The organism is Algoriphagus aurantiacus, assembly GCF_035156405.1.
GTDB lineage: Bacteria > Bacteroidota > Bacteroidia > Cytophagales > Cyclobacteriaceae > Algoriphagus > Algoriphagus aurantiacus.
The window spans coordinates 68,753-91,160 of the sequence record NZ_JAXRUT010000010.1 but is presented as its reverse complement, the minus strand read 5'-3'; the positions used below and the strand labels follow the sequence as shown (position 1 = coordinate 91,160).

Sequence of the window (22,408 nt, the reverse complement as noted above, 5' to 3'; positions counted from 1 at the left end):
ATGAAAAAGATCATTAATTATATATTCGCAGTGTCCATTTTGATGTACTCATCAGCATGTGATAACAATTTCGACGAGCTGAATACTAATAAAGTTAGTGCTACTGCGATCGATCCAGGATTTCAGTTGAATGCAGCGATAGTTGGCTGCGCTTATCCAAACGGTACTTTAGTTTATGATATTGGAGTCGTCCAACAGATTATTTCACCAAACTCAGGTGTGCTTACTGGAGCCAATTACAATCAAGATAATAGAGCTTCCACACAAGAACTTTGGCAAGGTTACTATCGAAATGTGATCAAGAATACCAAAGATGTAATCAGCCAAGTTCAAGATGATCCGAGCAGAGCTAATCTGTTTCATATGACAAGAATTATTCAGGCATTTGCATTTATGGTTTTGACTGATGACTACGGAAGCATTCCTTATTTTGAAGGAGGAGAAGGTTATTCTCAGCAGGTATATTTCCCCGTTTATGATTCTCAAGAAGTCATTTATGAAGATATCATTAAGGAACTGACTGAAGCTACAGCTGCGCTTAACCTCTCAGGTAAGATGGAAACTGCAGATATTTTATACGGCGGGGATTTGAATAAGTGGAAGAGCTTTGGGTACTCCTTATTGCTCAGAGCAGGGATGAGATTGAGTGAGGTAGATGCTGCAAAAGCTCAGCAAGTAGTCCAGACAGCATTTCAGGGAGGTGTGATTTTGACGAATTCGGATAATGCCAAAATTGCCCATGATCCTAACTATACCAACACGATCGGGAACTTATTGAATTCTACAGAAGCTTCGAATTTCTATTTAACAGAGCCATTTGTAGAGTATTTGAGAAGTAAAAATGATCCTAGATTATCTGCAATAGCAGTAACCTATGTAGGTGCCCTATCTGGTCCTGAGCAAACTCCCGCCAATGAGACTTATGAGGCTAGTGTCCATGTAGGAATGCCTATGGGCAATGATAACGCTGGGGCGGTGAAAGCAGCTTCAGACTTAGGGTTGAATAGTTTCTATGAATTTGCCCAAGCAGACAGAAGAAGACTTGCGAAAAACACTGCTCCTAATTTTCTGGTGACGGCCTCTCAGAACTTCCTTCTATTGGCTGAAGCGAGAAATAGAGGTTGGATCAATGTAGGAGATGTTGAAACCTACTATAATGCCGGAGTGCGAGCACACATGGATCAGTTGGGTACGGTAGATGAAGCATCTTCAATTGCCCCTTCAGCAGTAGAGGCATATCTAACTGCTAATCCATTTGATGCATCAAAAGCTTTAGAACAAATCAATACACAATATTGGGTTTCCTCATTCCTGAATGGACCGGAGGCTTTTGCGAATTTCCGCAGATCTGGCTATCCGATGTTGGATCCAAATCCATTTCAGGGAAGGGAAGTTGTATTTATCAATCGGTTAACTTATCCTAATTCTGAAATTTCTGTGAATTCAGAAAATGTTGGAGCAGCCATTTCTGCTCAGGGAGCTGATAATCTGGAGACCAAAGTTTGGTGGGACAAATAAATTAAAACTAGGCTCCGCGTTAGCGGGGCCTAGTTTTTTTAACTACTAATAAGCTTATGATAAAGAAAATTACAATCACCCTTTCGCTGACCCTAGTTATTATTTCAGGTGTATTTGCTCAGCAAATTTCAAAAGAAGAGATGCTTTTTCTCACCCAGCAGTGGGAGGGAGAGCGATTTGAAGATGGAAGGCCGAAAGTATCGGATGATATTCTTCGAAGAATGAGAGAAGTAACTCATGATGAAGCCTGGGCAGTCATGAAAAATGAGGGCTATAAATATCAGTATGCAGATGGCTGGGGAATATTGATCAATCCGGATAGTGTCTTAATTGGCAGAGCCGTGACAGCGACTTTTATGCCTGGAAGACCTGATATCCACGATGCGATTGACGAGCGAGGAAAAAAAGAGGGGAAAAGAGGGCAAAACTCTTGGCCGGTTGATATACTGCAAAAAGGAGATGTTTATGTGGTTGATCAGTTCGGAATTCATAATGGTGGGCCCACAATCGGTGACAATGTAGGAAATGCTATTTATGCCAAATCTGGAAATGGTATCGTGTATGATGGAGCAGTGAGAGACATTGTTGGGCTGAAGGAATTAGGCTCATTCACTTCATTTGTTTCCAGTTATCATCCTTCACATCACAATCAACCGGGTGACTTGAATACCATGCTGATCGGAATCAATAAACCTACCAGGATTCATCAGGTAACTGTTATGGCAGGAGATGTGGTGCTTGGCAGAGATGGAGCGGTATCTTTTATTCCAGCGCATTTGGCGGAAAAAGTGGTCGTTACTTCTGAGGTAGTCCGCCTTAGGGATATGTTTGGTCATGAGCGATTAAGAGAAGGAACGTATACTGCTGGACAGATTGATACACGATGGTCTGAAGAGATTGAAAAGGATTTTTCCCAATGGCTCACAGCTCATATAGATGAACTTCCGATAGCAAGAGAACAGATTCAGGAAATCCTGAAAAACAGAACTTGGTAACTAATTTATAACCTGATAAACCTATGAAACCTAACAATACAAGAAGATCATTTCTCCAAAAAAGTGCTGTTGCTGGCTTGACTGGCGCTGGCTTATTGGGAACTTTTGGAGGTTTAAATGAAGCAGTGGCCCGACAAAATCCCTACTCGAATCCTGCCGATCTTAAAATAACCGATGTGAAATGCGGTTTTGTAAGAGGAGCAGTATATGTAAAAATTTATACTAATCAAGATGTCTGGGGTTGTGGTGAAGCTGTGGATGCCATTCATGGTTCTTACTATTTAGTCAAAAGATTGGGAGAACAGATCAGGGGACAGAATCCGCTTAACCCAAATCGATTGGCGGAGCAAATCCGTAAAGGAGCCTTTTTTGGTGGTGCCCAGTCTGGCGTTTTTGTAGCTGTTTTGACAGCGCTTGAGACAGCACTTTGGGATATCACAGGCAAGGTGTTTGGTGTTCCGGTCTATCAGCTTTTAGGAGGAAAATATCGGGATAAAATCCGCGTGTATTGCGATACAGCACTTTATACATCTACCAATCCTACTCCGGATCATTATGCCGCAGCTGCAAAAGATGCTGTCTCCAGAGGATACAACGCAGTGAAATTCGATGTAGATGACGGTAGAGATCCAAATAAATATGACCGCTTCAATTGGACGGCAAGTCCTGCCGAAATTGAAAGAATGTACAATGCTATCGCTGCGGTACGAGAAGGGGTGGGCCCCAATATAGATATCTGTGTAGATATGCATGGACGATATGATGCGGTAACCGGGATGAAAATGGCTAAAATGTATGAGCCTTTGAACTTAATGTTTCTCGAAGAACCAATACCAGCGGATAATCCTGAAGTATATAAGCATATCACGCAAGAAACAAGTACACCTATCTGTACTGGAGAAAACATTTACCTAGCCTATGGTTTTGCCAAGTTGTTATCTGACGGCGCGGTGAATATTATTATGCCAGACCTGCAGAAAGCAGGTGGACTAGGTGAAGGCCAGCGCATCGCTAATCTGGCCAATCTCTATTACGTTCCGTTCTCACCGCACATGGTTGCTTCTTTTCTGGGCGCGATGGCTAGTTGTCATGTGTGTGCCTCTGTCCCAAATTTCCAGATCATGGAGTGGCAAATCTATATGGACAAAGATGATCTCTGGAAAGATATCGTGACATATGATGGTCCAAGAACTGAAAATAGTTTTATCACGCTTTCAGAAAAACCAGGTATCGGTGTGGAAATCAACGAGGAAGGTATGAAAAAGCATGCAGTTCCTGGCATCCCTTTCTTTGAATAATCTGGAATGGATTCACCAGTGCAGAGCCTTGTCTTGACAATTAGAATGAGCAAATAAATAAAAGAGTTTTGATCATGATAGATTTTCATTCTTATAAAAGCTTTGAAAACAGCTCTTTAAATGAATAATAAACCCTACTAAAATAACTATGAATAAATTATATCTTATTCCCAAAACCTTACGTGTGACTTTTGCCTCAGCTGTCTTGTCGGTGGTAATGCTATGCCCAGGCACTTCAGAAGTTACTGCGCAGCAGGTGGGAGCCTCGCCTGAATACATCAAAGCGCTTACTGCTGAGTGGACAGGTGAGCGATTTCCAGATGGTAGACCCAAAGTTTCAGACTCCATACTTGAGCGTCTGAAAAATATCTCCATCGAGGAGGCATGGGGCGTATTGCGAAATAAAGGCTATCAAAATCAATACGAAGGAGATTGGCAAATCATGCTACCAGATGAAGCGATGACAGGTCGTGTGGTTACTGCCCAATACATGCCACTAAGACCGGATTTAGAGAAGCAAGTGAAAGATCAGGGCGTGGAAAATGAAGGAAGATCTCCTAAGGGAGGGACGAATTCCTGGCCTATCGATATTCTTACCAGTGGTGATGTGTATGTAGCAGATGGCTATGGGAAAATAGTTGACGGAACACTAATAGGCGATAATCTGGGTAATGCTATTTATGCCAAATCTCAGCGAGGCGTGATTTTTAACGGTTCCGTTCGAGATCAGGAAGGACTTTCCGAAATCGACGGCTTCAATGCCTGGATGAAAGGACAAGATCCATCTTATATTCAGCAGATGATGCTTACCTCCATCAATTCTCCGATTCGGATAGGGAGAGCAACTGTCCTTCCCGGCGATGTGGTTTTGGCAAAGAAGTATGGAGTGATTTTCATTCCCGCCTACTTGGTGGAAGATCTTGTTTTGACTTCTGAAGTCACGGGTTTGAGAGATGAATTTGGACATCAGCGCCTTCGGGAAGGGAAGTATTTAGCAGGCCAGATTGACAGCGAATGGTCAGAAGATATCAAAAAGGACTTTTTGGACTGGTTGAATAATTATCCAGGAAAACTTCCCATGAGTAAAGAAGAACTAGATAATTATCTTAAAGAGCGAAATTATTGAGTGTGACCTAGTGTACTGTTTCCATCGAATAGGGATATAGAACATTATGCGCTGTAAACTAAAAAGTGCAATCTTTTACAATTAACCCAATAACTATGAAAAGTACCCTACAAGACCTTATTCAAAAAAACAAACTCCGGGAGCAACATTATACCGCTCAGCGACAAGCAGAAATCGACAGTCCTCTGACCAAAGATAATAGGCGAGATTTTTTAAAGAAAACAGCATTAGGAGGCTTGAGTTTGACAGCACTGATGGGCCTAGGAGTTGAAGATACCATGGCAGAAACCACCAAAAATGTGCGTCGGGCATCTGCACCTTCTGATTTGAAAATTACGGATTTGCGCTATGCACATACTGCTGTCATGGGAGGGACTGCCATCCTTCGAATCGATACCAATCAAGGTATTTATGGCCTTGGTGAAGTGCGGGATGGGGCAGATCCAAGATATGCCTTGATGCTAAAAAGCCGAATTCTAGGTGAAAATCCTTGTAACGTAGAGAAGATCTTCAAAATCATTAAGCAATTTGGAGGGCAATCTCGCCAAGCTGGCGGTGTATGTGGAGTAGAGATGGCTCTTTGGGATCTTTGCGGAAAAGCCTATAATGTGCCTGCCTGGCAACTACTGGGCGGAAGATATCGGGACTCTGTGAGGCTCTATGCCGATACCCCGGAGGCAAATTCCCCGGAAGAGCAATTGAAACTTATCAAATTCAGAACCGAGGAGCAAGGCTATACTTGGTTGAAAATGGACGTTTCTATTGGTGAAATCATGGATATTCCAGGATGTCTGGTAAATCAGGAAATTTTTAAATCAGGCAAAAGTCAGTGGCAGGGTGGCTATATGTCTTATGCAAATACGGCGCATCCATTCACAGGTGTACAGATCACAGAAAAAGGACTTGACGAGCTTGCCAAAATCGTGGATCATGTACGTGGTATGGTGGGGTATGATATTCCGATATCCACAGATCACTATGGTCACTTTGACTTGAATAATTGCATCCGCCTAGGACAAGCATTGGATAAATATCGCCTAGCTTGGCTGGAAGATATGGTTCCTTGGCAGATGTGGCAACAGCACAAAACGATCACTGATGCGCTGAATACTCCTACTACCACGGGGGAGGATATTTACTTACTTGAATATTTCAAAGACCTCATTGATAATCATGCCGTTGATATTGTCCATCCGGATTTAGCTTCTTCAGGAGGGCTTTTGGAAACTAAGAGAATTGCTGATTACGCTGAAGAAAAGGGGATTTCTATGGCCATGCACCAGGCTGGGACACCGGTTTCCTTTATGGCAAACGTACATTGCGCAGCAGCTACGCAAAACTTCCTTGCCCTTGAACATCACTCAGTAGATATTCCCTGGTGGGAAGATATGGTGACGATGACTGGTGGAGGCAAGATGATTGACAAGGGATATGCTCCTGTTCCTTTGGATGCACCGGGATTAGGGATAGAGCTAAATGAGGAAGTTGTGAAGGCACATTTACATAAGTCTGATAGTTCGTATTTCGCGCCTACAGACATGTGGAATGAAAAGCGTTCCCACGACCGTACTTACAGTTAAGAATACTTGTTTTACCTATTGATAGACCCGAGAGCTAGTTTTTGAACTGGTTTTCGGGTTATTTTAAAATACATTCATCCAAAATTCCGTCATTTTGAATCCAAAAATTTCAAAAGTACTTTCAATCATCACTGGTGTATTTTTCCTGGGCGCACTTGCCACCACTCTCTTTTTTGGCATTGCCAATGCCGGCATGCTATGGATTGGTTTCTTCTTCATTTGTGCCATAGCATTCTTAGGAACGACCAAATTAAAAGGATACGCTTACTCTATGATGATCTTTGGATCAGTAGCACTTGCGTTATATTTTCCTCAGTATTTTATAGAATACAAAGGCTTTAAGTTTAGTGCGTTGATCGTCCCTTTGATTCAGGTGATCATGTTTGGGATGGGAACTTCTATGAGCCTTAAGGATTTCCTCGGAGTGATCAAAATGCCCAAAGGAGTTTTGATTGGTGTGCTTTGCCAATTTTCCATTATGCCGTTTATAGGTTTTGCGCTTGCCAAGATGAGCGGTTTTCCGCCGGAAATTGCAGCTGGGATGATTTTGATCGGTTGCTCTCCGAGTGGGATGGCATCGAATGTGATGGCGTTTCTTGCCAGAGCAAATCTCGCACTTTCCATTACTGTAACTTCAGTTACGACCTTATTAGCTCCCTTTGTTACCCCGTTTTTGATGGGATGGCTTGCTGGAGAATTTGTGGCAATTGATGTAATGGAAATGATGTTTAGCATTGTGAAAATGGTCATCATTCCGATTGGAGCGGGTCTGATCTTTAATTATTTCCTGCAAGGCAAAGCCAAATGGCTGGATGATCTGATGCCAATTATTTCTATGGCTGCGATAGCACTGATCTTGGTAATCATAGTAGCGGCGGGTAGGGATAGTTTACTGGATATTGGGCCTCTTCTAATCGTGTTGGTACTATTTCATAATCTTGCCGGATACACATTGGGGTATTGGGTGAGTAGATTGCTAAGACTGAATGAAAAAGACTGCAGAACTATCGCTATAGAAGTAGGTATGCAGAATGGTGGACTCGCATCTGGTATTGCGAAGGAAATGGGAAAAATAGCTACAGTGGGATTGGCTCCGGCTGTTTTTGGACCCTTGATGAATGTAACCGGTTCTATACTCGCTTCTTATTGGCATAAAAAACCGACAGAACCGGAGGAAGTTTCTCAATGATCTAAGGCAGCTTATATGCCTGACGGGCCAGTAATTTCCACTGGCCCTTTTCTTTTTGCCATACTAGCATCACACCGATTTTTATGGAATTTGAGGTGCCACCATCGAGCACATCTGCTGCTAAATTATGGCGCACTATTGCAAGATCTCTCGATATTTGGATCGTTTGATCTTGAAAATCCACTGTGGCAAAGTCAGAGGTTCCGCTGACCAACGCTTCGATAAATTGAGTTTGATTTTCCAGCTTCCCATTTGAATGTCCATAGCTAAGTTCTGATGAACTTAGCTCTTTCAGATTTGCTTCTGTAGGGTCGATCAATGCTAGACGGAGTTTTTCGACTTGTGAAGCGACTTCTTTGTCAGCTTGGGCAAAGGCAAAGGTCGAACTAAGAAAAAGGGCTAAGGTTAAAATAGTTTTCATATGTTTATAATTGTTTTTCAATGGTCATATAGCCTGTCCCGTCCGCCGCGGCGGACGGGAGAATCTCACATACATTCTAATCATCCCAGTGTGTGACTTTTGAGTCATGCTCGATTTCATGGGTTTGTTTTGCTTAAGGCTAGAAGAAATCACTCACATCAACAACCTAATACCTAACTAATGTGATTGTTTAAGATACTAAAAATGATGAATAGATGTGCTTTGAACGTATTTTTCAATAAAAATTATCTTTGGGAAAGCATCTTTGGTACAGCTTGCAGGTATATTTTTTTGGTATATACCATCGTGTGAGTAGACAGAAGAGCTTCTGCCAACCTTTAGAAAGCACCTGATATGGGCTAAATCCTTAAGTCTTACTTTTCCTGAACAATCGTGAAAATATTCTTTTCTTTCAAGCCTTTCACCTCATGCTCTATCATCACAGGGATATCATATGTGTCATATTCTTTGAGGTGTATAATTTCTCCATTAATGTAAAATTCTATTTCACCTTGAAGAACTGTTAGAAAGGAGGGGTTATTTGCAGTGTGCTTTTTTAGGAGTTGATTTTGGATCAGCCCAATAGCAAAATAGTTCGTTTTGTCCGTCCGCTGGATCGGGCAAACGGATGGGCGATCATTATGGAAGGTCAAGTTTTCAAGAATATTCATGCTAGCGTGGGTTTATAGTCTTGTAGGTGATTCATCTTTAAGTTAGCTAAAGTTTGAAAGAATTGAGCCAATGATGGAAACAAAGTCCATAAAGAGGATCAGATAAATTTATTACTAGCAACCAATTCTGTATCTACAATTTTTAGGATTTCCATCTCAAATTTTCAAATGTACACTGGTATCTAAAGGGTTGAGTTTGGATTAGCAAGGTTCTATATGAATCAGTACATTTCCTAGTTCTGGAATTACTTTGCAGAGTTTATCCTTCAGTAGATGGGAGATTTTGTGCCCCTCAGTTACCGATAAATCCCCATTCACCAGCGCGTGGAGATCCACATGATATTCCATTCCGGCTTTTCGGATATAGCACTTTTCGGTGCCTTTTACACCTGGGACAGTCAAGGAAATCTCGCGGATTTGAGCGGTCAATTCCTCGTAATTATTCTCATCCATTACCTCTCCTAAAGCTGGACGAAAGATTCTGTAGCAGTTGTAAAGGATAAAAACTACAGCAAAAAGCGCCGCATAATCATCCGCAACTTCAAACCCTTCTCCTCCAAAAAGCGCAATGCCAATTCCTATAAAAGCTGCTATGGAAGTGATCGCGTCGCTTCGGTGATGCCAGGCTTCCGCTTTGAGGGAGCTACTCTTTAGTTTTTCACTTCGCTTCATGACGACCTGAAAAGAGATTTCCTTCCATAGGATAATTCCCGCTAGGACAATTAATGTAAAAGGCTCAGGCGCACCATGTGGTGTAATGATGTGCTGATAGGATTGCCAAGCAATGGTGCCTGCAGAAATCACGAGGAATACCACCACCAAAAAAGTTATCAGAGGCTCGGCTTTGCCATGTCCATATGGATGGTTTTCATCTGCCGGTCTGGAGGAATACTTTAATCCAAAAAGAACCAGCACTGAAGCAAACACATCAACTACCGATTCGATGCCATCAGCGATCAACGCATAGGAATTGCCAAAGATACCTGCCAGAAATTTGATTGCAGCCAAAGCTACATTTCCAAGCATACTGAAAATGACTGTTCGTACCGCAAGATTTGAGTTGCTCATGGATAGACTTGGGAAGAAAGCCAAAAGTAGGGATTATTATTTTTTAGTCCGGTGACGTTGAAAACTACCTATTCTTAGTTATTTTTTGGGTGATGTAACAAATGAATCCCTTATTTCTAACATTTACACCCCTATTGGGAAGAGCGGATCAGATACTTTTAGGATTGTAAAAACAAACCCTATGAATAACCCTTTTAGATTTCTTGTTCTATTGTTTTTTGTTTCAATGGTTTTTTTCTCCTGTGGAGAAGATGAAGATCCATTTCAATTAGTTGTTTCGTCCAATTCACTTGAGTTCGGGGCAAATGAGGAGACACAAATTTTGACTATCACCAGCAACCAAAGCTGGACAATTGATATAGATTCTGCTTGGGGAAGGGCTACTCCCAAGGCAGGTTCAGGAAATGCTCAAATTTCCATCACTCTAGATTCAAATGACGCGGAGGAGGTTCGCACCACAAAATTAAATATCAGGGCTGGGACAATCGTTCAGCCAGTTACACTTAAACAGGAAGCTAAAGTCCCCATATTTCCTGACTATTTTATTCCTGCTGATAACACCGGAATGCGCGATATTCCCAGTTTGGATTTGGCCAGTGAAATGGGGATAGGATGGAACCTCGGTAATTCTCTTGAGGCAATCGGTAGTGAAACTGCATGGGGAAATCCTCTGGTGACGAAGGAATTGATCGATGCGGTAAAAGCTGCTGGCTTCAATGCCATACGAATTCCGGTGGCATGGAGTAAGTTTTCTGATGAAACCACTTACGAAATCGATGCTGCCTGGATGGCAAGAGTCAATGAAGTGGTGGATTATGTCATAGACAATGACATGTATGCAGTGATGAATATTCACTGGGATGAAGGATGGATGCAGCCAACTTTTTCGCAGCAAGATTATGTAAATGATAGACTGGAGAAAATGTGGATACAGATTGCCTTAAATTTTCGGGATTACGATGATCACTTATTATTTGCGGGAACAAATGAAGTGATGGTAGACGGTGATTACGGTACTCCGAAGCCGGAATATTATCAGGTCCAAAATTCATTCAATCAGACTTTTGTAGATGCGGTTCGATCAACAGGGGGAAGAAATACCTATAGAAATTTAGTGGTGCAATCATTTAATACCAATATAGATCATGGAGTTAACTTTTTTGAAATGCCTGATGATAGCATTGAGGATAGATTGATGGTGGAGGTTCATTATTATGATCCTTATGAATTTGCTCTACGAGAGGATGAAGTCATTACGCAGTGGGGAAAGGACGCTACTGATCCTTCAAAGACAGCTTCATGGGGAGGCGAATCCCATGCAGATGGGCAGTTTCAAAAGATGAAAACCAAATTCAAAGACCATGGAGTTGCAGTCATATTAGGCGAATATGGAGCAGTCGACAAAAAGGCTGAGGGCAATGATAGCTACCGCGAAGACTACTTAAGATACATCACCACTAGTGCCAAAGAGCATGGACTAGTACCGTTTTATTGGGATAATGGATATGGTGGAGATTATGGTTTTGCACTAGTTGACCGAAACTCCGGAAGTCAATTGTATCCTGATTTGATTAAGGCAATAACTGATTAGCATAAATATAAAGCCGGAATTCTTAAGGAATCCCAGCTTTATATTTTATAGGTTTTAAGAAGCAAATACTTCTTTGTTCCGTTGCCGGCTGATCGTTCCTGGCATAGACTGATCCGTTTTTAGAACAACGAATCCTCCAAATGCGCAGATTGCCATTCCGAGTACCATTGGGAATGCTGAGCTGGCATGAAACAAACTAACAATAGCTGTTACGAGACCTCCGATTGCCATCCTCATGCTGCCTAGCATAGCTGAAGCGGAGCCCGCATTTTTAGAAAATGGAGCCATGGAAAGCGCCGTGGTATTTGGCCCGTTGAGACCGTGGGCTGTAAGAAATATAAACATCAGCCCAATCAGCATGTACACATTGAACCAACCGAAATAGACTCCTGTCACCAATATCAAACCGACGGTAACTTGGTAGTGGAGAGAGAAATTAATGATCTGCTGGCTTGTGTATTTGCGGAGCAAAAGATGATTTAGTTGAGTAGAACCTATCATTGCAAATGCCAGGATGGCGAAAATCCAACCAAACTGATGCTCACTCAGACCATACAAATTCATGAATACATCTGCCGAGCTAGCGATGTAGGCAAAAGGCGCTGCCCCGGCAATTCCTCCTGCGAGCATGTAAACCAAAAACTGGCGATTCTCAAGTACTTTGAGGTAGTTTTTCCATACTTGCTTGGGTTTCAGCGAAACCTCCCTATCAGGAAGTGCTCCAGCTGGAAGAACTACAACTGTTGCAATCCAAATAATGGCTGTCAGAGCAGCCAATATGATAAAAACCCAATGCCAATCATATGCAGCTGTCACAAAGCCGCCCAAGGTTGGTGCGATCATCGGGGAAACCGCGATCACCAATACAAGCAAAGACATAGCTTGGGCAATTTTTTTCACAGGGAAAATATCACGAACAATAGCTTGAGCTGATACCATTCCAGCACATCCACCAACTGCCTGAAGAAAACGCATGAAAATCAGGTTTTCGACAGACTGCGACATAGCACAGCCTATTGATGCCAAGATATAAATGGCTAAACCTGCATACAGCGGTTTCTTCCTACCATACTTATCCAGCAGTGGTCCATAAAATAACTGACCAATGGCGATTCCGACTAGATAGGCAGTAAGCGATAGCTGAATGTTGGAAATAGGGGTGTTCAGATCTCTTGCCATCTCTGGAAAACCTGGAAGGTACATATCAATAGAAAAAGGACTGATTGTACACAAGGCACCCAGTACTAAAACAATCTTAAAGTATTCCTTTTTGCTGTATTTCTTCTCCACCCTAAAAACTATTTAATCTCAAAATTTTAGCCATCAGCTATCTCGGTTAAACAGGCTGAAATGTTAATGAGTTCGTAAATATCGGGTTATTTTTTTGTGAATTACTTCGGTGTAATTCCAATAGGTTGAAGAATCATTAATAGCCTAATTATTTATTTAAAAAAGTAATTTTATAATCCTAAGCTTTTGAATCATTGCATAATTACCAAAGAATGGATTTTGAAAGTTACCAGGATTTTATCCAAATGATTTAAAACTCAATCTCATCTATACTTCTCAGCTGCACATGTTTTTTCATCTTCTTTTGGATGATTTTGAAGTGGTGCAGTTCTTCTTCAGCGACTAAAGAAATTGCTTCCCCAGTAGCTCCTGCACGTCCAGTCCGGCCTATTCTATGTACATAATCTTTTGGTGAGCGAGGCAATTCATAATTAATGACCAATGGCAAGAATTTGATATCAATCCCTCTGGCCGCCAAATCGGTGGCAACAAGAATTCTAGTTTTACCGGATTTGAATCTATGTAACGCCTCTGTACGGGCACCTTGACTTTTGTCTCCATGAAATGCCAATGCATCAATTCCGTTTTTGTTGAGCTTTGTGACGATATTATTTGCTGCTCTGATCGATGAAGCAAAAACCAGAATCTGTGACCAATCACCTGAATTAATTAAATATCGAAGGAAAGGTCCCTTCTGCTCCATGGGTACACGATAAGCATATTGCTCAATAAGATCAGGAGAAATAGTATCCGGTTCGGCTGAGATCCTAACTGGCTCATGAAGCATTTCATCAATCAAGCCTTCTACAGACTCTTCGCTAGTAGCAGAGAACAAAATGTTTTGACGATTCTTAGGAAGTTTTTCCAGAATTCGATCCACTTCCTCCTTGAAACCCATATTCAGAACTTTGTCTGCTTCATCTAGCACCAGAACTTCCACTTGATTTAAGTTAAGGGAGTTCTTGGATAGCAAATCCAATAATCTTCCAGGTGTCGCAACCAATATATCTGTTCCGTAGATTTTCATCATCTGCGGATTGATAGAAACCCCTCCAAAAACAGCCAAGGCTTTTACAGGCCTATTCAGAAACCGGGCAAAATTCTCTGTCACCTCAGCGACTTGGCTGGCTAATTCCCGAGTGGGGACAAGTACCAAAACTGGAATCATGCGTCCTTTATTCAGGTCTTTTTCCTGTAGCCTCTGAAGAATAGGTAAGATATATGAAGCAGTCTTTCCTGAGCCGGTGGGAGCAATACCGAGCACATCTTTCTTTTGGAGAATTGCTGGGATGGCCTCTATTTGGATTGGGTATGGGCTATCATAGTTTGCCTTTGCGATAGCATCAAGTATTTGCTTAGATAGTCCTAATTCAGAAAAGTTCATGTGCGGGTATTTTCGGCAAAGTTAAGGTTTGGGAATTACTATTGTACTTTTTCGGTAATCTTCATACCGTGTGTTCCGGCGTAGAATACAATAATCTCGGCATCCTCATTACCCATATTTCTACCCAAATGCTTTTTATTCACTACTTCTATGATAGGATCTCCGGCTCTTAGTGTGAGCTCATTTCCATCCTCGTCGATCACAAAAAGTTCGCCTTTGGTAAGCACTCCTGCATTAATCACAGGATGAAAATGCAATGGAAGCTCAGAATGTGCTGGAATTATGATTTTGAGAATGGAAATCTCCGGTTTGGATGTGGGGTAATGCGGTAAGGAGTCACCATTCCAAGAAAGTCCGGATTTGATAAGTGTGATAGAGCTGGGTTCAGCAACTTCCAGTACCTCTTTTTTGATTACGTAAAAGGAGAAAAGAATCAGTAAAGCAAGAAATAAAGCATTTTTAAACATAATTGACGGTTTTTGCAGAATTAGCAAAAGATAGCGATAATAGGAGATTATGCAGTGGATTTGAAAGGAGGTGAATTCCTCATTTTGTTGAAATCTGGCTTGTGTATCAGCCGAATATGTATCAAATTGTGGGGCACCTTTAGGGATAGTCTGGAATTATTGACTTTCCTCAATGCTTTCAACCTACCAATACCCAAAATACCTGATTGTAGTATGTCGATTACCCGTATAGTCCTTTATTTTTTAGTAGTAATTGTAATTTCTTCTTGTTCTAATTCGATTGGTGAAAATTCATCGAATCCCTCACCGGCTAGAACGGCTATGGAAGAGATAGAAACTTTCCAGTTAGAAGCTGGATTCAAAATTCAGTTGGTAGCCTCAGAACCCATGGTTCAGGACCCTGTCTTTATCACCTTTGATGAAGATGCCAGACTTTGGGTGATAGAGATGCGGGGATTTATGACAGATTCCACAGGATCTGAAGAAGATAAACCCATTGGGAGGATATCAGTTTTGGAAGACTTGGATGGTGATGGTGAAATGGATAAAAGCACCATTTACCTAGATAGCTTGATAATGCCCAGAGCGATTGGTTTCTTTGCCGATGGAGTCCTTGTAGCAGAAAACAGCTCACTGTGGATTACCCAAGATTTAGATGGCGATCTAAAAGCTGACACTAAAGAATTGTTGGATTCTACTTATGCTTATTCAAGAAATCCCGAGCATTCAGATAATGGACTGTTGAGGAATGTTGACAATTGGTATTATAATGCAAAATCCAGACTTAGGTATAAATATCAAGATGGTAATTGGATAAGAGATATCACAGAATTCCGTGGTCAGTGGGGAATTAGTCAAGATGATCAAGGGCGTTTGTTTTACAACTATAACTGGTCGCAGCTACATGCCGATTTGGTTCCGCCAAACTATCTTTCCAGAAATCCAAACCATAGCTACTCCACTGGTATAGATCATGGAGTGACATTAGAGCGAAGTGTTTTTCCGATTCGCTCAACACCAGCCGTAAATCGGGGATACATTCCTGGAGTGCTAAATAAAGATCAGAGATTGATGGAATTCACGGCCGCTTGTTCTCCTTTTATTTATAGAAGTACACTTTTCCCAGAGGAATATCATGGAAACGCTTTTGTGGCCGAACCTGCAGGAAACCTCGTGAAGCGGAATGTGATATCTCAGCAGGGGAATATCATAGTGGGGAAAGATCCTCATCCAGGTCAGGAATTTTTAGCGTCCACAGATGAGCGTTTCAGACCATCGGCTTTTGCAGCCGGACCAGATGGGGCATTATATATCGCTGATATGTATAGGGGATTAATCCAGCATGGAGAGTATTTGACTCCCTATTTGACCGAGCAAACTGTGGGACGAGGGTTATTGGCCCCGGTGCATTTAGGGAGAATTTGGAGGATTGTTCCTGAGGGAAAGAATACCAGAGCAATGCCGAAACTTTCGCAAGCCAGTAATGAAGAGTTGATCGGATTTCTTTCCGATAAAGATGGCTGGTACCGGGATATGGCGCAGCGACTATTGGTAGAGCGAAATGATAAAGGAGTGAAAGATGGTTTGATGGACCTAGTTTCTAATTCAAATTCTACTGAAATGGGGCGATACCATGCACTTTGGACTTTGGAAGGTTTGGGATTGCTTTCAGAGGATTTTCTTTTATCGACCTTCCAAACATCTTCTGGTTTGATTCAAAATACAGCACTTAGGGTGTTAGAGCCTTTTGCACTTGCATCGTCAGCTACTCAAGCCAAGCTTTCTCAAGCTATGGATGATGCTGCACTTTCTGCCACACAGACAGAAGCACTTCAATTGGCCTTGAGTAGCTATGTACTTTCTGCGGATGGGGATGAAAATGTGCTTTCTGTTATTTTCAAAAAGTATGGAGATGATCCTTTGATGCGGGACGCGATGATGAGTAGTTTGGGTGGGAGAGAATATGACTTCTTGCAAAAACTATGGGCTTCTTCAGATTGGGAAATTCAGGATCAGTCTAAAGAAATATTTCTTGAAACGCTGGCTTCAGCTGTGCTGAAAAATGGGAAGCCTTATGAAGTTATGGGGCTTTTGACGATGGCGGACGCTAAAGAGCTTGGGTGGAAGGAAAATATTCTGATCTCGGGCATGTCCATTCAGGCTGCAAACTTAAAGGAAAAGGAGCTAATAGCGTTGAAATCTGAACCTTCACTTTTCATGCGAACAGATTTACCAATTGATGAAAGTCGCTTAGCTATGCTGAAAGGAATTTTCACCTGGCCAGGGTTTGTACCACTTGAAGTTGCGGTTTCAGAAAGTCAGCTGGATGAGAGCGGAATGAAGCAATTTGCCCAAGGCAGACAGAAATTCCTCGTTACTTGTGCAGGATGTCATGGTTCAGATGGAGCAGGAGCTACCAGAATGGGACCGCCTTTGGCTGGTTCTGAGTGGGTGTTGGGTGATGAGCAACGATTGACGATGATTTTATTGCATGGTTTGGAAGGACCAATTGATGTAGCAGGAAAGACTTATGATGCGCCTGATATTCTTCCTGTGATGCCTGCCCATTCTACTATGGATGATGGAAGTATTGCAGCAATTTTGACTTACATTAGAAATGAATGGGGTAATCAAGCTCCGATAATTTCAGGCAGAGCAGTCAGCAAAACTCGCCTAACAACTCAGGGAAGAGTGTATCCATGGAAAGCGGCTGAGCTTAATGAGTATATAGAATCTTTGCCTCCCGAGGAAACGGTAAATCCCTAACTTATGAAGAACCTCAAATCTAATCTTACCGGTTCCAATGCTGACAGAAGGAGTTTCTTGAAAACTGCAAGTCTGGGAGCAATGGCTATGAGCTTTCCGCTCCCCACTTTCCCCAAAAACTTGTTAGGGATCCCAATGGGAATTGTTATCCATTCTTATGGAGCTAGGTGGCATTCCAAAGAAGGCAGTCAAAAGTATCCTGGATTTGCCGATGCGATTGATCTGATGGAGCATTGTAAAGAAATAGGTGCGGGAGGTGTACAGACAGTCGTGAATGGTTGGGCTACGGATTTTGCAAAGAAAGTACGTGACCAGAGAGAAAAGCTGGACTTATACTTAGAAGGAAGTATTGGGCTACCAAAGACTGAGGATGATGTTGCGAGATTTGAAACGGAGGTCCTGGCTGCAAAAGAAGCAGGAGCTTCTGTCTTGAGGACGGCCTGCTTGAGCGGTAGGAGATATGTGAATTTCCAAACTCTTGAGGAGTTTAAGACTTTCAAGCAAAATGCCCTAAAGTCCATAGAATTGGCTGAACCCATCGTGCGAAAGCATAAAATGAAGCTGGCAGTTGAAAACCATAAAGATTGGAGTGCCAAGGAACTTGAGTATATAATTAGACAATTAGGCAGCGAATGGGTGGGAGTTACGCTTGATTTTGGGAATAACATCTCCTTTCTGGAAAATCCAATGGAAGTCATCGAGACATTGGCTCCTTATGCTTTTTCTACCCATGTCAAGGATATGGGGGTGAGCTATTATGAAGATGGCTTTTTGCTCTCCGAAGTACCATTAGGAGAAGGAATTGTAGACTTGAAAGCTGGGATTGAAATGTGTAAGAAATCCAACCCTGAGATCAATTTCAGTCTTGAAATGATCACAAGGGACCCACTCCAAATTCCTTGTATGAAGGAGAGTTATTGGGAGACTTTTGAGCACTTATCAGGCTTGGATGTTTATAGAATGGAGCGCTTTATTGCAGAAAATATATTTAAAGGAAACCTACCTACAGTCAAAGGACTATCTGCTGAACAACAACTTGCCTTTGAAGAACAGAATGTTCTAGACTGCCTGAAATACAGTCAAAGCACTCTTGGATTATAATGATTGAAATTTTATTTATTGACCTTTAACCCATGATTAATCATGTCTGAAAAATTACCAGGAATCAAACTTTTTGACTTAAGTGGAAAAGCAGCAATCATCACAGGAGGATCCAAAGGACTTGGCTTAGCGATGGCAGAAGGACTTGCCTCAGCGGGTGCGAATGTGATGCTGGTCAGCAGAAATCTGAATGAATGTGAAGAATCAGCCAACAGAATCACTGAGCTCTATGGAGTTAAAGCAATTGCTTTCGAAGCAGATGTAGTGAATAGAGAGCAGACAGAAGCCATGGCAAAAGCAGCTTTTGATGCTTTCGGAAAAATAGATGTGCTGATCAACAGCGCAGGGATTAATATTCGAGGGGCAATCGATGAATTGCAGCTGGAGGAATTTAGCAAAGTGATGGATATCAATGTGACTGGAACTTGGCTATGTTGTAAAGCTGTGACTCCTTACATGAAGGAAGTAGGTAAAGGGAGCATTATCAATCTAGCGAGCACCTTGGGTTTGGTAGGGCTATCGAATAGAACACCTTACGCATCCAGCAAGGGTGCCGTTGTGCAGATGACCCGGGCACTGGGGTTGGAGTTTGCACCATTCAATATTACTGTCAATGCTATATGTCCTGGACCATTTCTGACGGAAATGAACTTGCCGATTGCAGATACTGAGGAAGGGAAGAAGTTTGTGGTAGGTGCTACAGCTCTTGGAAGATGGGGTAGGTTGGAAGAAATCCAAGGAGCAGCGATTTACCTGGCTTCGGATGCAGGCACGTATATGGTAGGCTCCATGCTAACAGTAGATGGAGGCTGGACGGCGAGGTAATAATTATCTAACTCTGACGAAATGATTTTGGACGACTTTGTCTAAAAACCGGGTTGATTTGATGCATTCAAATACCAGTTGCTTTGGCAACTCACCAAACATTGGAATGCCTGATCCCAATAACACGGGGATTGTAGTAATGATCATTTCGTCAATTAGGTCTTCTTTTAGAAAGCTCTGAATAGTTTTGCCTCCATCGATGTAAAGGTTATGAAAACCTTTCCCATGAATTTCGGAAAGTACTTCAGGGATGCTTCCTTTGACTATAAATGCCTTTTCCTGTAGTTTCTCCGGAATCTCTGTCAGGGTATTGCTCCAGACAAAAACCGGCTTCTTGTAAAACCACTCTCCTTCAAAACCCTCTACCACCTCAAAGGTATTTCTTCCCATCAGCAAAGCATCGATGCGGGAGGTGAACTCATTAAATCCTGTAACGATATGATCAATTTCCGGAAAGGTCGATAGCCAGTCTAGTTCATCGTTTTTTCCGGCTATGAAACCATCCAGACTGGTGGCTATAAATACACTGTTTTTCATGAAAGTATTTTCTAAGGTCAGGTGAACATGGAAATCTAGCTCAATCCGAGAGAATCATTTTGTTTTTGTTTTATCCGCTCCACAGCATTCTTCGCATAATTTCTATACCAATCAATTTCACATGATTCAATGTAGTTCTCATATCCTTTTATAGTAACACTCAAATCAGGTCTTACTGATCCTATTTCTATTTCGCCAAGTTTTCTTGCCCAGAATTTTTGAGTTTTATTCATAGACCGAATGGTTGTTACAGGATCTTCCAATTTCTCAGGAAATCCAAGTTCATTAATAATTGATTGGATTAGGGGAATATAATTCTTCTTAAAACCTTGTCCGGTTTCACTGATTAAATCAGCATAATCATTTAGGTTGATTAAGTTTTCAAAAGCATTTAATATATCTGTATCATCAAATGCAAGAGTAATCCATTTTTCAGCTTCTTCATAGTGTGAAAGAAGTCTGTTGCCTCTGATCAATAAATTAAGTGCAAGAAAATATATTTGAGGAGAATCTTCTGGCTTCAAAATTTCCATTACTTTTTCGTAATGCTTAATTGCTTGAGGATATTGTTCTGCCATCCAGTAGCAAAAAGCGATTAGGTTGTGCTGTTGAATCTTAAGAACGTCTTCATCGTATGAATCCCCAACTTCATCTATGTGATCATTAATCAGACTGATCTTCGTTTCCACATCTGAGTCAGATATATCACTGAAGAGTTTAAGCATAAGATCTTTAGGGAAAAAATTACTGTTGAGTAGTTCTCGGTTCATTATGACTGAAATTTCTTATTGATTCTAAATGAATTTGCGATAAAATAGATCGAGGGGTAGAACTTGCAAAACCAGAGTTGCCGGTAAAAACCAACGACCCATCCCGCTTTTAAACTTTAACTACCAGCTTCCTCCTCCTCCGCCACCAAATCCGCCTCCTGATGACCCTCCACCACCTGAGCTTCCAGAGCTTGATGGAGAACTAACCATGGTTGATTGGGTTGACTTGATGGAGTTATTGAAGGATTTGGAGAAATGATTCATGGACATCATTCTGCCTGTAGAAGAATAATACCAAGTGGGTGGCTCTATATTCAGCGCATCGAATTTTTTCGCCCATTTGTCAAACATTCCAAATGCCAAGGCATAGCTCATTGTCGATTCGAAGTAGGTAGGATCTTCTTTCAGAAGCATTTTCAGCTTGTTTTCCTCAGCTACTTTGATGAATTGTTTGAAGCCTTTCAACTCGGATAAAATCGCAGTTCCCTCTTTGTTTTTTTTGATCAGAAATTGACTCATGATAACCAAGAATATGCAAGAGAAAATCGCAATGAGAGCAGCAAAGATTCCCCAAAAAAACAGAAATGATGGAGCGAGAATAAGAAACAGAATTACTAGCCCAGCAATTGTGAAATTCTTAATCCTTCGAGATTTGTTCACATAATAAATTTGTGATGAATCTTTGAGCGTCCCTTTTGCTTTAATCATCGTAGTGTAAAACTTGTCTTTTAGACTGCTCACCATAACTTCTGATCCACGGCCAAATAACCCATTGAAAAGTTGATGCTGATATAAAGGAATATTTGAATCAAGCTCTTTCAGTTTGTGAAGTTTAGTATCATCCTTAGCAAACCAACCTTTTTTGTCGATTTCCTCTATTGTCAAATGACCTTGTGAAGCCCAAAATGGAATGAGTGAGATCAAATCTGCCGTATCACCGGAATCATCAATCAGGTAGCCCACCATCGCAGGATCCATTCCTTTGGGTGGGTAATAACTGGTTGTGGTGGTTGCATGATCATCTTTGCCGTGCTTTTTCCAGATAGCATAAAATCCAATGAATACCAACGACAGGATGATTATCCAACCGTAATCAGTCCAAAAGGGCCAAAACGGTTTGATTTCTTTGATACTTCCCAAAGGTAATTTCAATAGAACTGTAACCGCTTCCCCACCAGATGAAATCAAATCATGGTTGCTTTTCCCTGAATAGATTCCCTCAGAATAAGTAGTTTGAAAATCTGAAGTGGGGACGTTAGAGCCTATACTACCTGAATAGAGAAAATAATTTCCCTCATCTAGGGTTATTCCATCAGGTAAATGAATACTAAACTCAATCTTATAAAATGGCGCAATCCAATCGCTCGGTTTGATGTTCCAATAGAATTGTATTGCTTCCTTCTCATGCAGGAATGCATTCTCTACTCTATATCGGATTTCATAGTGTTGAGGGCCTTCAAGGGTCACATCTGCATCACCGATTTTGATTTGTAGATTATCGGACATTTTTTGTCCCAAAGCTGATGGAGCATCAAACTTGTAGCCGGGAACTTCAATGTCGCTTAGTTTGATTTTAATTGTTTCTTCTTCACCATTTTCGGTCAACAAATCATAGGAAGTCTGAATATTCCGAAAAATCCCATGTTTCGGAACTTCAAAATTGAGATCGTATTTCTCAACAACATCAAAATAACCGGCTTGGTGAATTGTAATATCCACTGAATAGGAAGTGACGCTGAAATCTTGGGCAAAGATTTGATTTTGCGCAAAAACTAAGTAGATAAAAAATAAGAATTTTTTCATAATAAGGC

General features: G+C 41.5%; 19 protein-coding genes. 10 read left to right on the top strand and 9 right to left on the bottom strand.

Annotated elements, in window-relative coordinates:
• From SYJ56_RS11875 to SYJ56_RS11850, 6 genes are all read left to right on the top strand, one after another.
• The gene (locus SYJ56_RS11875) at positions 1–1,518 is read left to right on the top strand and encodes a SusD/RagB family nutrient-binding outer membrane lipoprotein (RefSeq protein ID WP_323834317.1); all 1,518 of its coding nucleotides are present in this window, start codon (positions 1–3) and stop codon (positions 1,516–1,518) included.
• Between the two features lie 56 nt (positions 1,519–1,574).
• Positions 1,575–2,513 (top strand): RraA family protein, encoded by a 939-nt coding sequence (locus SYJ56_RS11870; protein WP_323834315.1) that lies wholly within the window; start codon positions 1,575–1,577, stop codon positions 2,511–2,513.
• A gap of 23 nt (positions 2,514–2,536) precedes the next feature.
• Positions 2,537–3,811 carry a mandelate racemase/muconate lactonizing enzyme family protein gene (locus SYJ56_RS11865; protein ID WP_323834314.1) on the top strand — a complete coding sequence of 425 codons (1,275 nt, stop codon included), beginning with the start codon at positions 2,537–2,539 and terminating at the stop codon, positions 3,809–3,811.
• A gap of 217 nt (positions 3,812–4,028) precedes the next feature.
• Positions 4,029–4,937: an RraA family protein gene (locus SYJ56_RS11860; protein ID WP_323834427.1), complete on the top strand. Its 909-nt coding sequence runs from the start codon at positions 4,029–4,031 to the stop codon at positions 4,935–4,937.
• A 95-nt stretch (positions 4,938–5,032) separates the two neighbouring features.
• Positions 5,033–6,517 carry a mandelate racemase/muconate lactonizing enzyme family protein gene (locus SYJ56_RS11855; RefSeq protein WP_323834313.1) on the top strand — a complete coding sequence of 495 codons (1,485 nt, stop codon included), beginning with the start codon at positions 5,033–5,035 and terminating at the stop codon, positions 6,515–6,517.
• Between the two features lie 94 nt (positions 6,518–6,611).
• The gene (locus SYJ56_RS11850) at positions 6,612–7,706 is read left to right on the top strand and encodes a bile acid:sodium symporter family protein (RefSeq protein WP_416377798.1); all 1,095 of its coding nucleotides are present in this window, start codon (positions 6,612–6,614) and stop codon (positions 7,704–7,706) included.
• A 1-nt stretch (position 7,707) separates the two neighbouring features.
• Here SYJ56_RS11850 and SYJ56_RS11845 read toward each other — a convergent pair whose 3' ends face one another.
• The 3 genes from SYJ56_RS11845 to SYJ56_RS11835 form a co-directional block, all read right to left on the bottom strand.
• Positions 7,708–8,127, bottom strand: a complete 420-nt coding sequence (locus SYJ56_RS11845) for a nuclear transport factor 2 family protein (RefSeq protein ID WP_323834312.1) — start codon at positions 8,125–8,127, stop codon at positions 7,708–7,710.
• A 374-nt stretch (positions 8,128–8,501) separates the two neighbouring features.
• Complete coding sequence (locus SYJ56_RS11840; protein WP_323834311.1) at positions 8,502–8,798, bottom strand: cupin domain-containing protein; 297 nt, start codon at positions 8,796–8,798, stop codon at positions 8,502–8,504.
• Positions 8,799–8,999: 201 nt separating this feature from the next.
• Positions 9,000–9,866 carry a cation diffusion facilitator family transporter gene (locus tag SYJ56_RS11835; RefSeq protein ID WP_323834310.1) on the bottom strand — a complete coding sequence of 289 codons (867 nt, stop codon included), beginning with the start codon at positions 9,864–9,866 and terminating at the stop codon, positions 9,000–9,002.
• 181 nt (positions 9,867–10,047) lie between these two features.
• On the opposite strand from SYJ56_RS11835, the gene SYJ56_RS11830 reads away from it, so the two are divergent.
• Positions 10,048–11,457, top strand: a complete 1,410-nt coding sequence (locus tag SYJ56_RS11830; RefSeq protein WP_323834309.1) for a cellulase family glycosylhydrolase — start codon at positions 10,048–10,050, stop codon at positions 11,455–11,457.
• A 54-nt stretch (positions 11,458–11,511) separates the two neighbouring features.
• On the opposite strand, the gene SYJ56_RS11825 is transcribed toward SYJ56_RS11830, so the two are convergent.
• The 3 genes from SYJ56_RS11825 to SYJ56_RS11815 form a co-directional block, all read right to left on the bottom strand.
• Complete coding sequence (locus tag SYJ56_RS11825; RefSeq protein WP_323834308.1) at positions 11,512–12,747, bottom strand: multidrug effflux MFS transporter; 1,236 nt, start codon at positions 12,745–12,747, stop codon at positions 11,512–11,514.
• Between the two features lie 250 nt (positions 12,748–12,997).
• Entirely contained in the window at positions 12,998–14,131 is a 1,134-nt protein-coding gene (locus tag SYJ56_RS11820) for a DEAD/DEAH box helicase (protein WP_323834307.1), read from the bottom strand.
• A 38-nt stretch (positions 14,132–14,169) separates the two neighbouring features.
• Positions 14,170–14,598, bottom strand: coding sequence for a cupin domain-containing protein (locus tag SYJ56_RS11815; RefSeq protein ID WP_323834306.1), 429 nt, complete (start codon positions 14,596–14,598; stop codon positions 14,170–14,172).
• Positions 14,599–14,919: 321 nt separating this feature from the next.
• Between SYJ56_RS11815 and SYJ56_RS11810 the strand changes: the two genes are divergently transcribed.
• From SYJ56_RS11810 to SYJ56_RS11800, 3 genes are read left to right on the top strand one after another with little or no spacing between them, the layout of a single operon-like run.
• Positions 14,920–17,364, top strand: a complete 2,445-nt coding sequence (locus tag SYJ56_RS11810) for a DUF7133 domain-containing protein (RefSeq protein WP_323834305.1) — start codon at positions 14,920–14,922, stop codon at positions 17,362–17,364.
• A gap of 3 nt (positions 17,365–17,367) precedes the next feature.
• The gene (locus tag SYJ56_RS11805) at positions 17,368–18,465 is read left to right on the top strand and encodes a sugar phosphate isomerase/epimerase family protein (protein WP_323834304.1); all 1,098 of its coding nucleotides are present in this window, start codon (positions 17,368–17,370) and stop codon (positions 18,463–18,465) included.
• A gap of 42 nt (positions 18,466–18,507) precedes the next feature.
• Positions 18,508–19,290: an SDR family NAD(P)-dependent oxidoreductase gene (locus SYJ56_RS11800; RefSeq protein ID WP_323834303.1), complete on the top strand. Its 783-nt coding sequence runs from the start codon at positions 18,508–18,510 to the stop codon at positions 19,288–19,290.
• A gap of 3 nt (positions 19,291–19,293) precedes the next feature.
• On the opposite strand, the gene SYJ56_RS11795 is transcribed toward SYJ56_RS11800, so the two are convergent.
• The 3 genes from SYJ56_RS11795 to SYJ56_RS11785 all read right to left on the bottom strand — a co-directional run bounded on the left by SYJ56_RS11795 (position 19,294) and on the right by SYJ56_RS11785 (position 22,400).
• Positions 19,294–19,827, bottom strand: coding sequence for a dihydrofolate reductase family protein (locus tag SYJ56_RS11795; protein WP_323834302.1), 534 nt, complete (start codon positions 19,825–19,827; stop codon positions 19,294–19,296).
• A 35-nt stretch (positions 19,828–19,862) separates the two neighbouring features.
• Positions 19,863–20,597, bottom strand: a complete 735-nt coding sequence (locus SYJ56_RS11790) for a tetratricopeptide repeat protein (RefSeq protein WP_323834301.1) — start codon at positions 20,595–20,597, stop codon at positions 19,863–19,865.
• Between the two features lie 120 nt (positions 20,598–20,717).
• Positions 20,718–22,400 (bottom strand): DUF2207 domain-containing protein, encoded by a 1,683-nt coding sequence (locus tag SYJ56_RS11785; RefSeq protein ID WP_323834300.1) that lies wholly within the window; start codon positions 22,398–22,400, stop codon positions 20,718–20,720.
• Positions 22,401–22,408 lie beyond the last annotated feature (8 nt).

Bases quoted from the DNA above. Each gene is read 5' to 3' on its own strand.
- SYJ56_RS11875 (WP_323834317.1), top strand. From the start codon at position 1: ATGAAAAAGATCATTAATTATATATTCGCAGTGTCCATTTTGATGTAC.
- SYJ56_RS11870 (WP_323834315.1), top strand. From the start codon at position 1,575: ATGATAAAGAAAATTACAATCACCCTTTCGCTGACCCTAGTTATTATT.
- SYJ56_RS11865 (WP_323834314.1), top strand. From the start codon at position 2,537: ATGAAACCTAACAATACAAGAAGATCATTTCTCCAAAAAAGTGCTGTT.
- SYJ56_RS11860 (WP_323834427.1), top strand. From the start codon at position 4,029: ATGCTATGCCCAGGCACTTCAGAAGTTACTGCGCAGCAGGTGGGAGCC.
- SYJ56_RS11855 (WP_323834313.1), top strand. From the start codon at position 5,033: ATGAAAAGTACCCTACAAGACCTTATTCAAAAAAACAAACTCCGGGAG.
- SYJ56_RS11845 (WP_323834312.1), bottom strand. From the start codon at position 8,127: ATGAAAACTATTTTAACCTTAGCCCTTTTTCTTAGTTCGACCTTTGCC.
- SYJ56_RS11840 (WP_323834311.1), bottom strand. From the start codon at position 8,798: ATGAATATTCTTGAAAACTTGACCTTCCATAATGATCGCCCATCCGTT.
- SYJ56_RS11835 (WP_323834310.1), bottom strand. From the start codon at position 9,866: ATGAGCAACTCAAATCTTGCGGTACGAACAGTCATTTTCAGTATGCTT.
- SYJ56_RS11830 (WP_323834309.1), top strand. From the start codon at position 10,048: ATGAATAACCCTTTTAGATTTCTTGTTCTATTGTTTTTTGTTTCAATG.
- SYJ56_RS11820 (WP_323834307.1), bottom strand. From the start codon at position 14,131: ATGAACTTTTCTGAATTAGGACTATCTAAGCAAATACTTGATGCTATC.
- SYJ56_RS11815 (WP_323834306.1), bottom strand. From the start codon at position 14,598: ATGTTTAAAAATGCTTTATTTCTTGCTTTACTGATTCTTTTCTCCTTT.
- SYJ56_RS11810 (WP_323834305.1), top strand. From the start codon at position 14,920: ATGGAAGAGATAGAAACTTTCCAGTTAGAAGCTGGATTCAAAATTCAG.
- SYJ56_RS11805 (WP_323834304.1), top strand. From the start codon at position 17,368: ATGAAGAACCTCAAATCTAATCTTACCGGTTCCAATGCTGACAGAAGG.
- SYJ56_RS11800 (WP_323834303.1), top strand. From the start codon at position 18,508: ATGTCTGAAAAATTACCAGGAATCAAACTTTTTGACTTAAGTGGAAAA.
- SYJ56_RS11795 (WP_323834302.1), bottom strand. From the start codon at position 19,827: ATGAAAAACAGTGTATTTATAGCCACCAGTCTGGATGGTTTCATAGCC.
- SYJ56_RS11790 (WP_323834301.1), bottom strand. From the start codon at position 20,597: ATGAACCGAGAACTACTCAACAGTAATTTTTTCCCTAAAGATCTTATG.
- SYJ56_RS11785 (WP_323834300.1), bottom strand. From the start codon at position 22,400: ATGAAAAAATTCTTATTTTTTATCTACTTAGTTTTTGCGCAAAATCAA.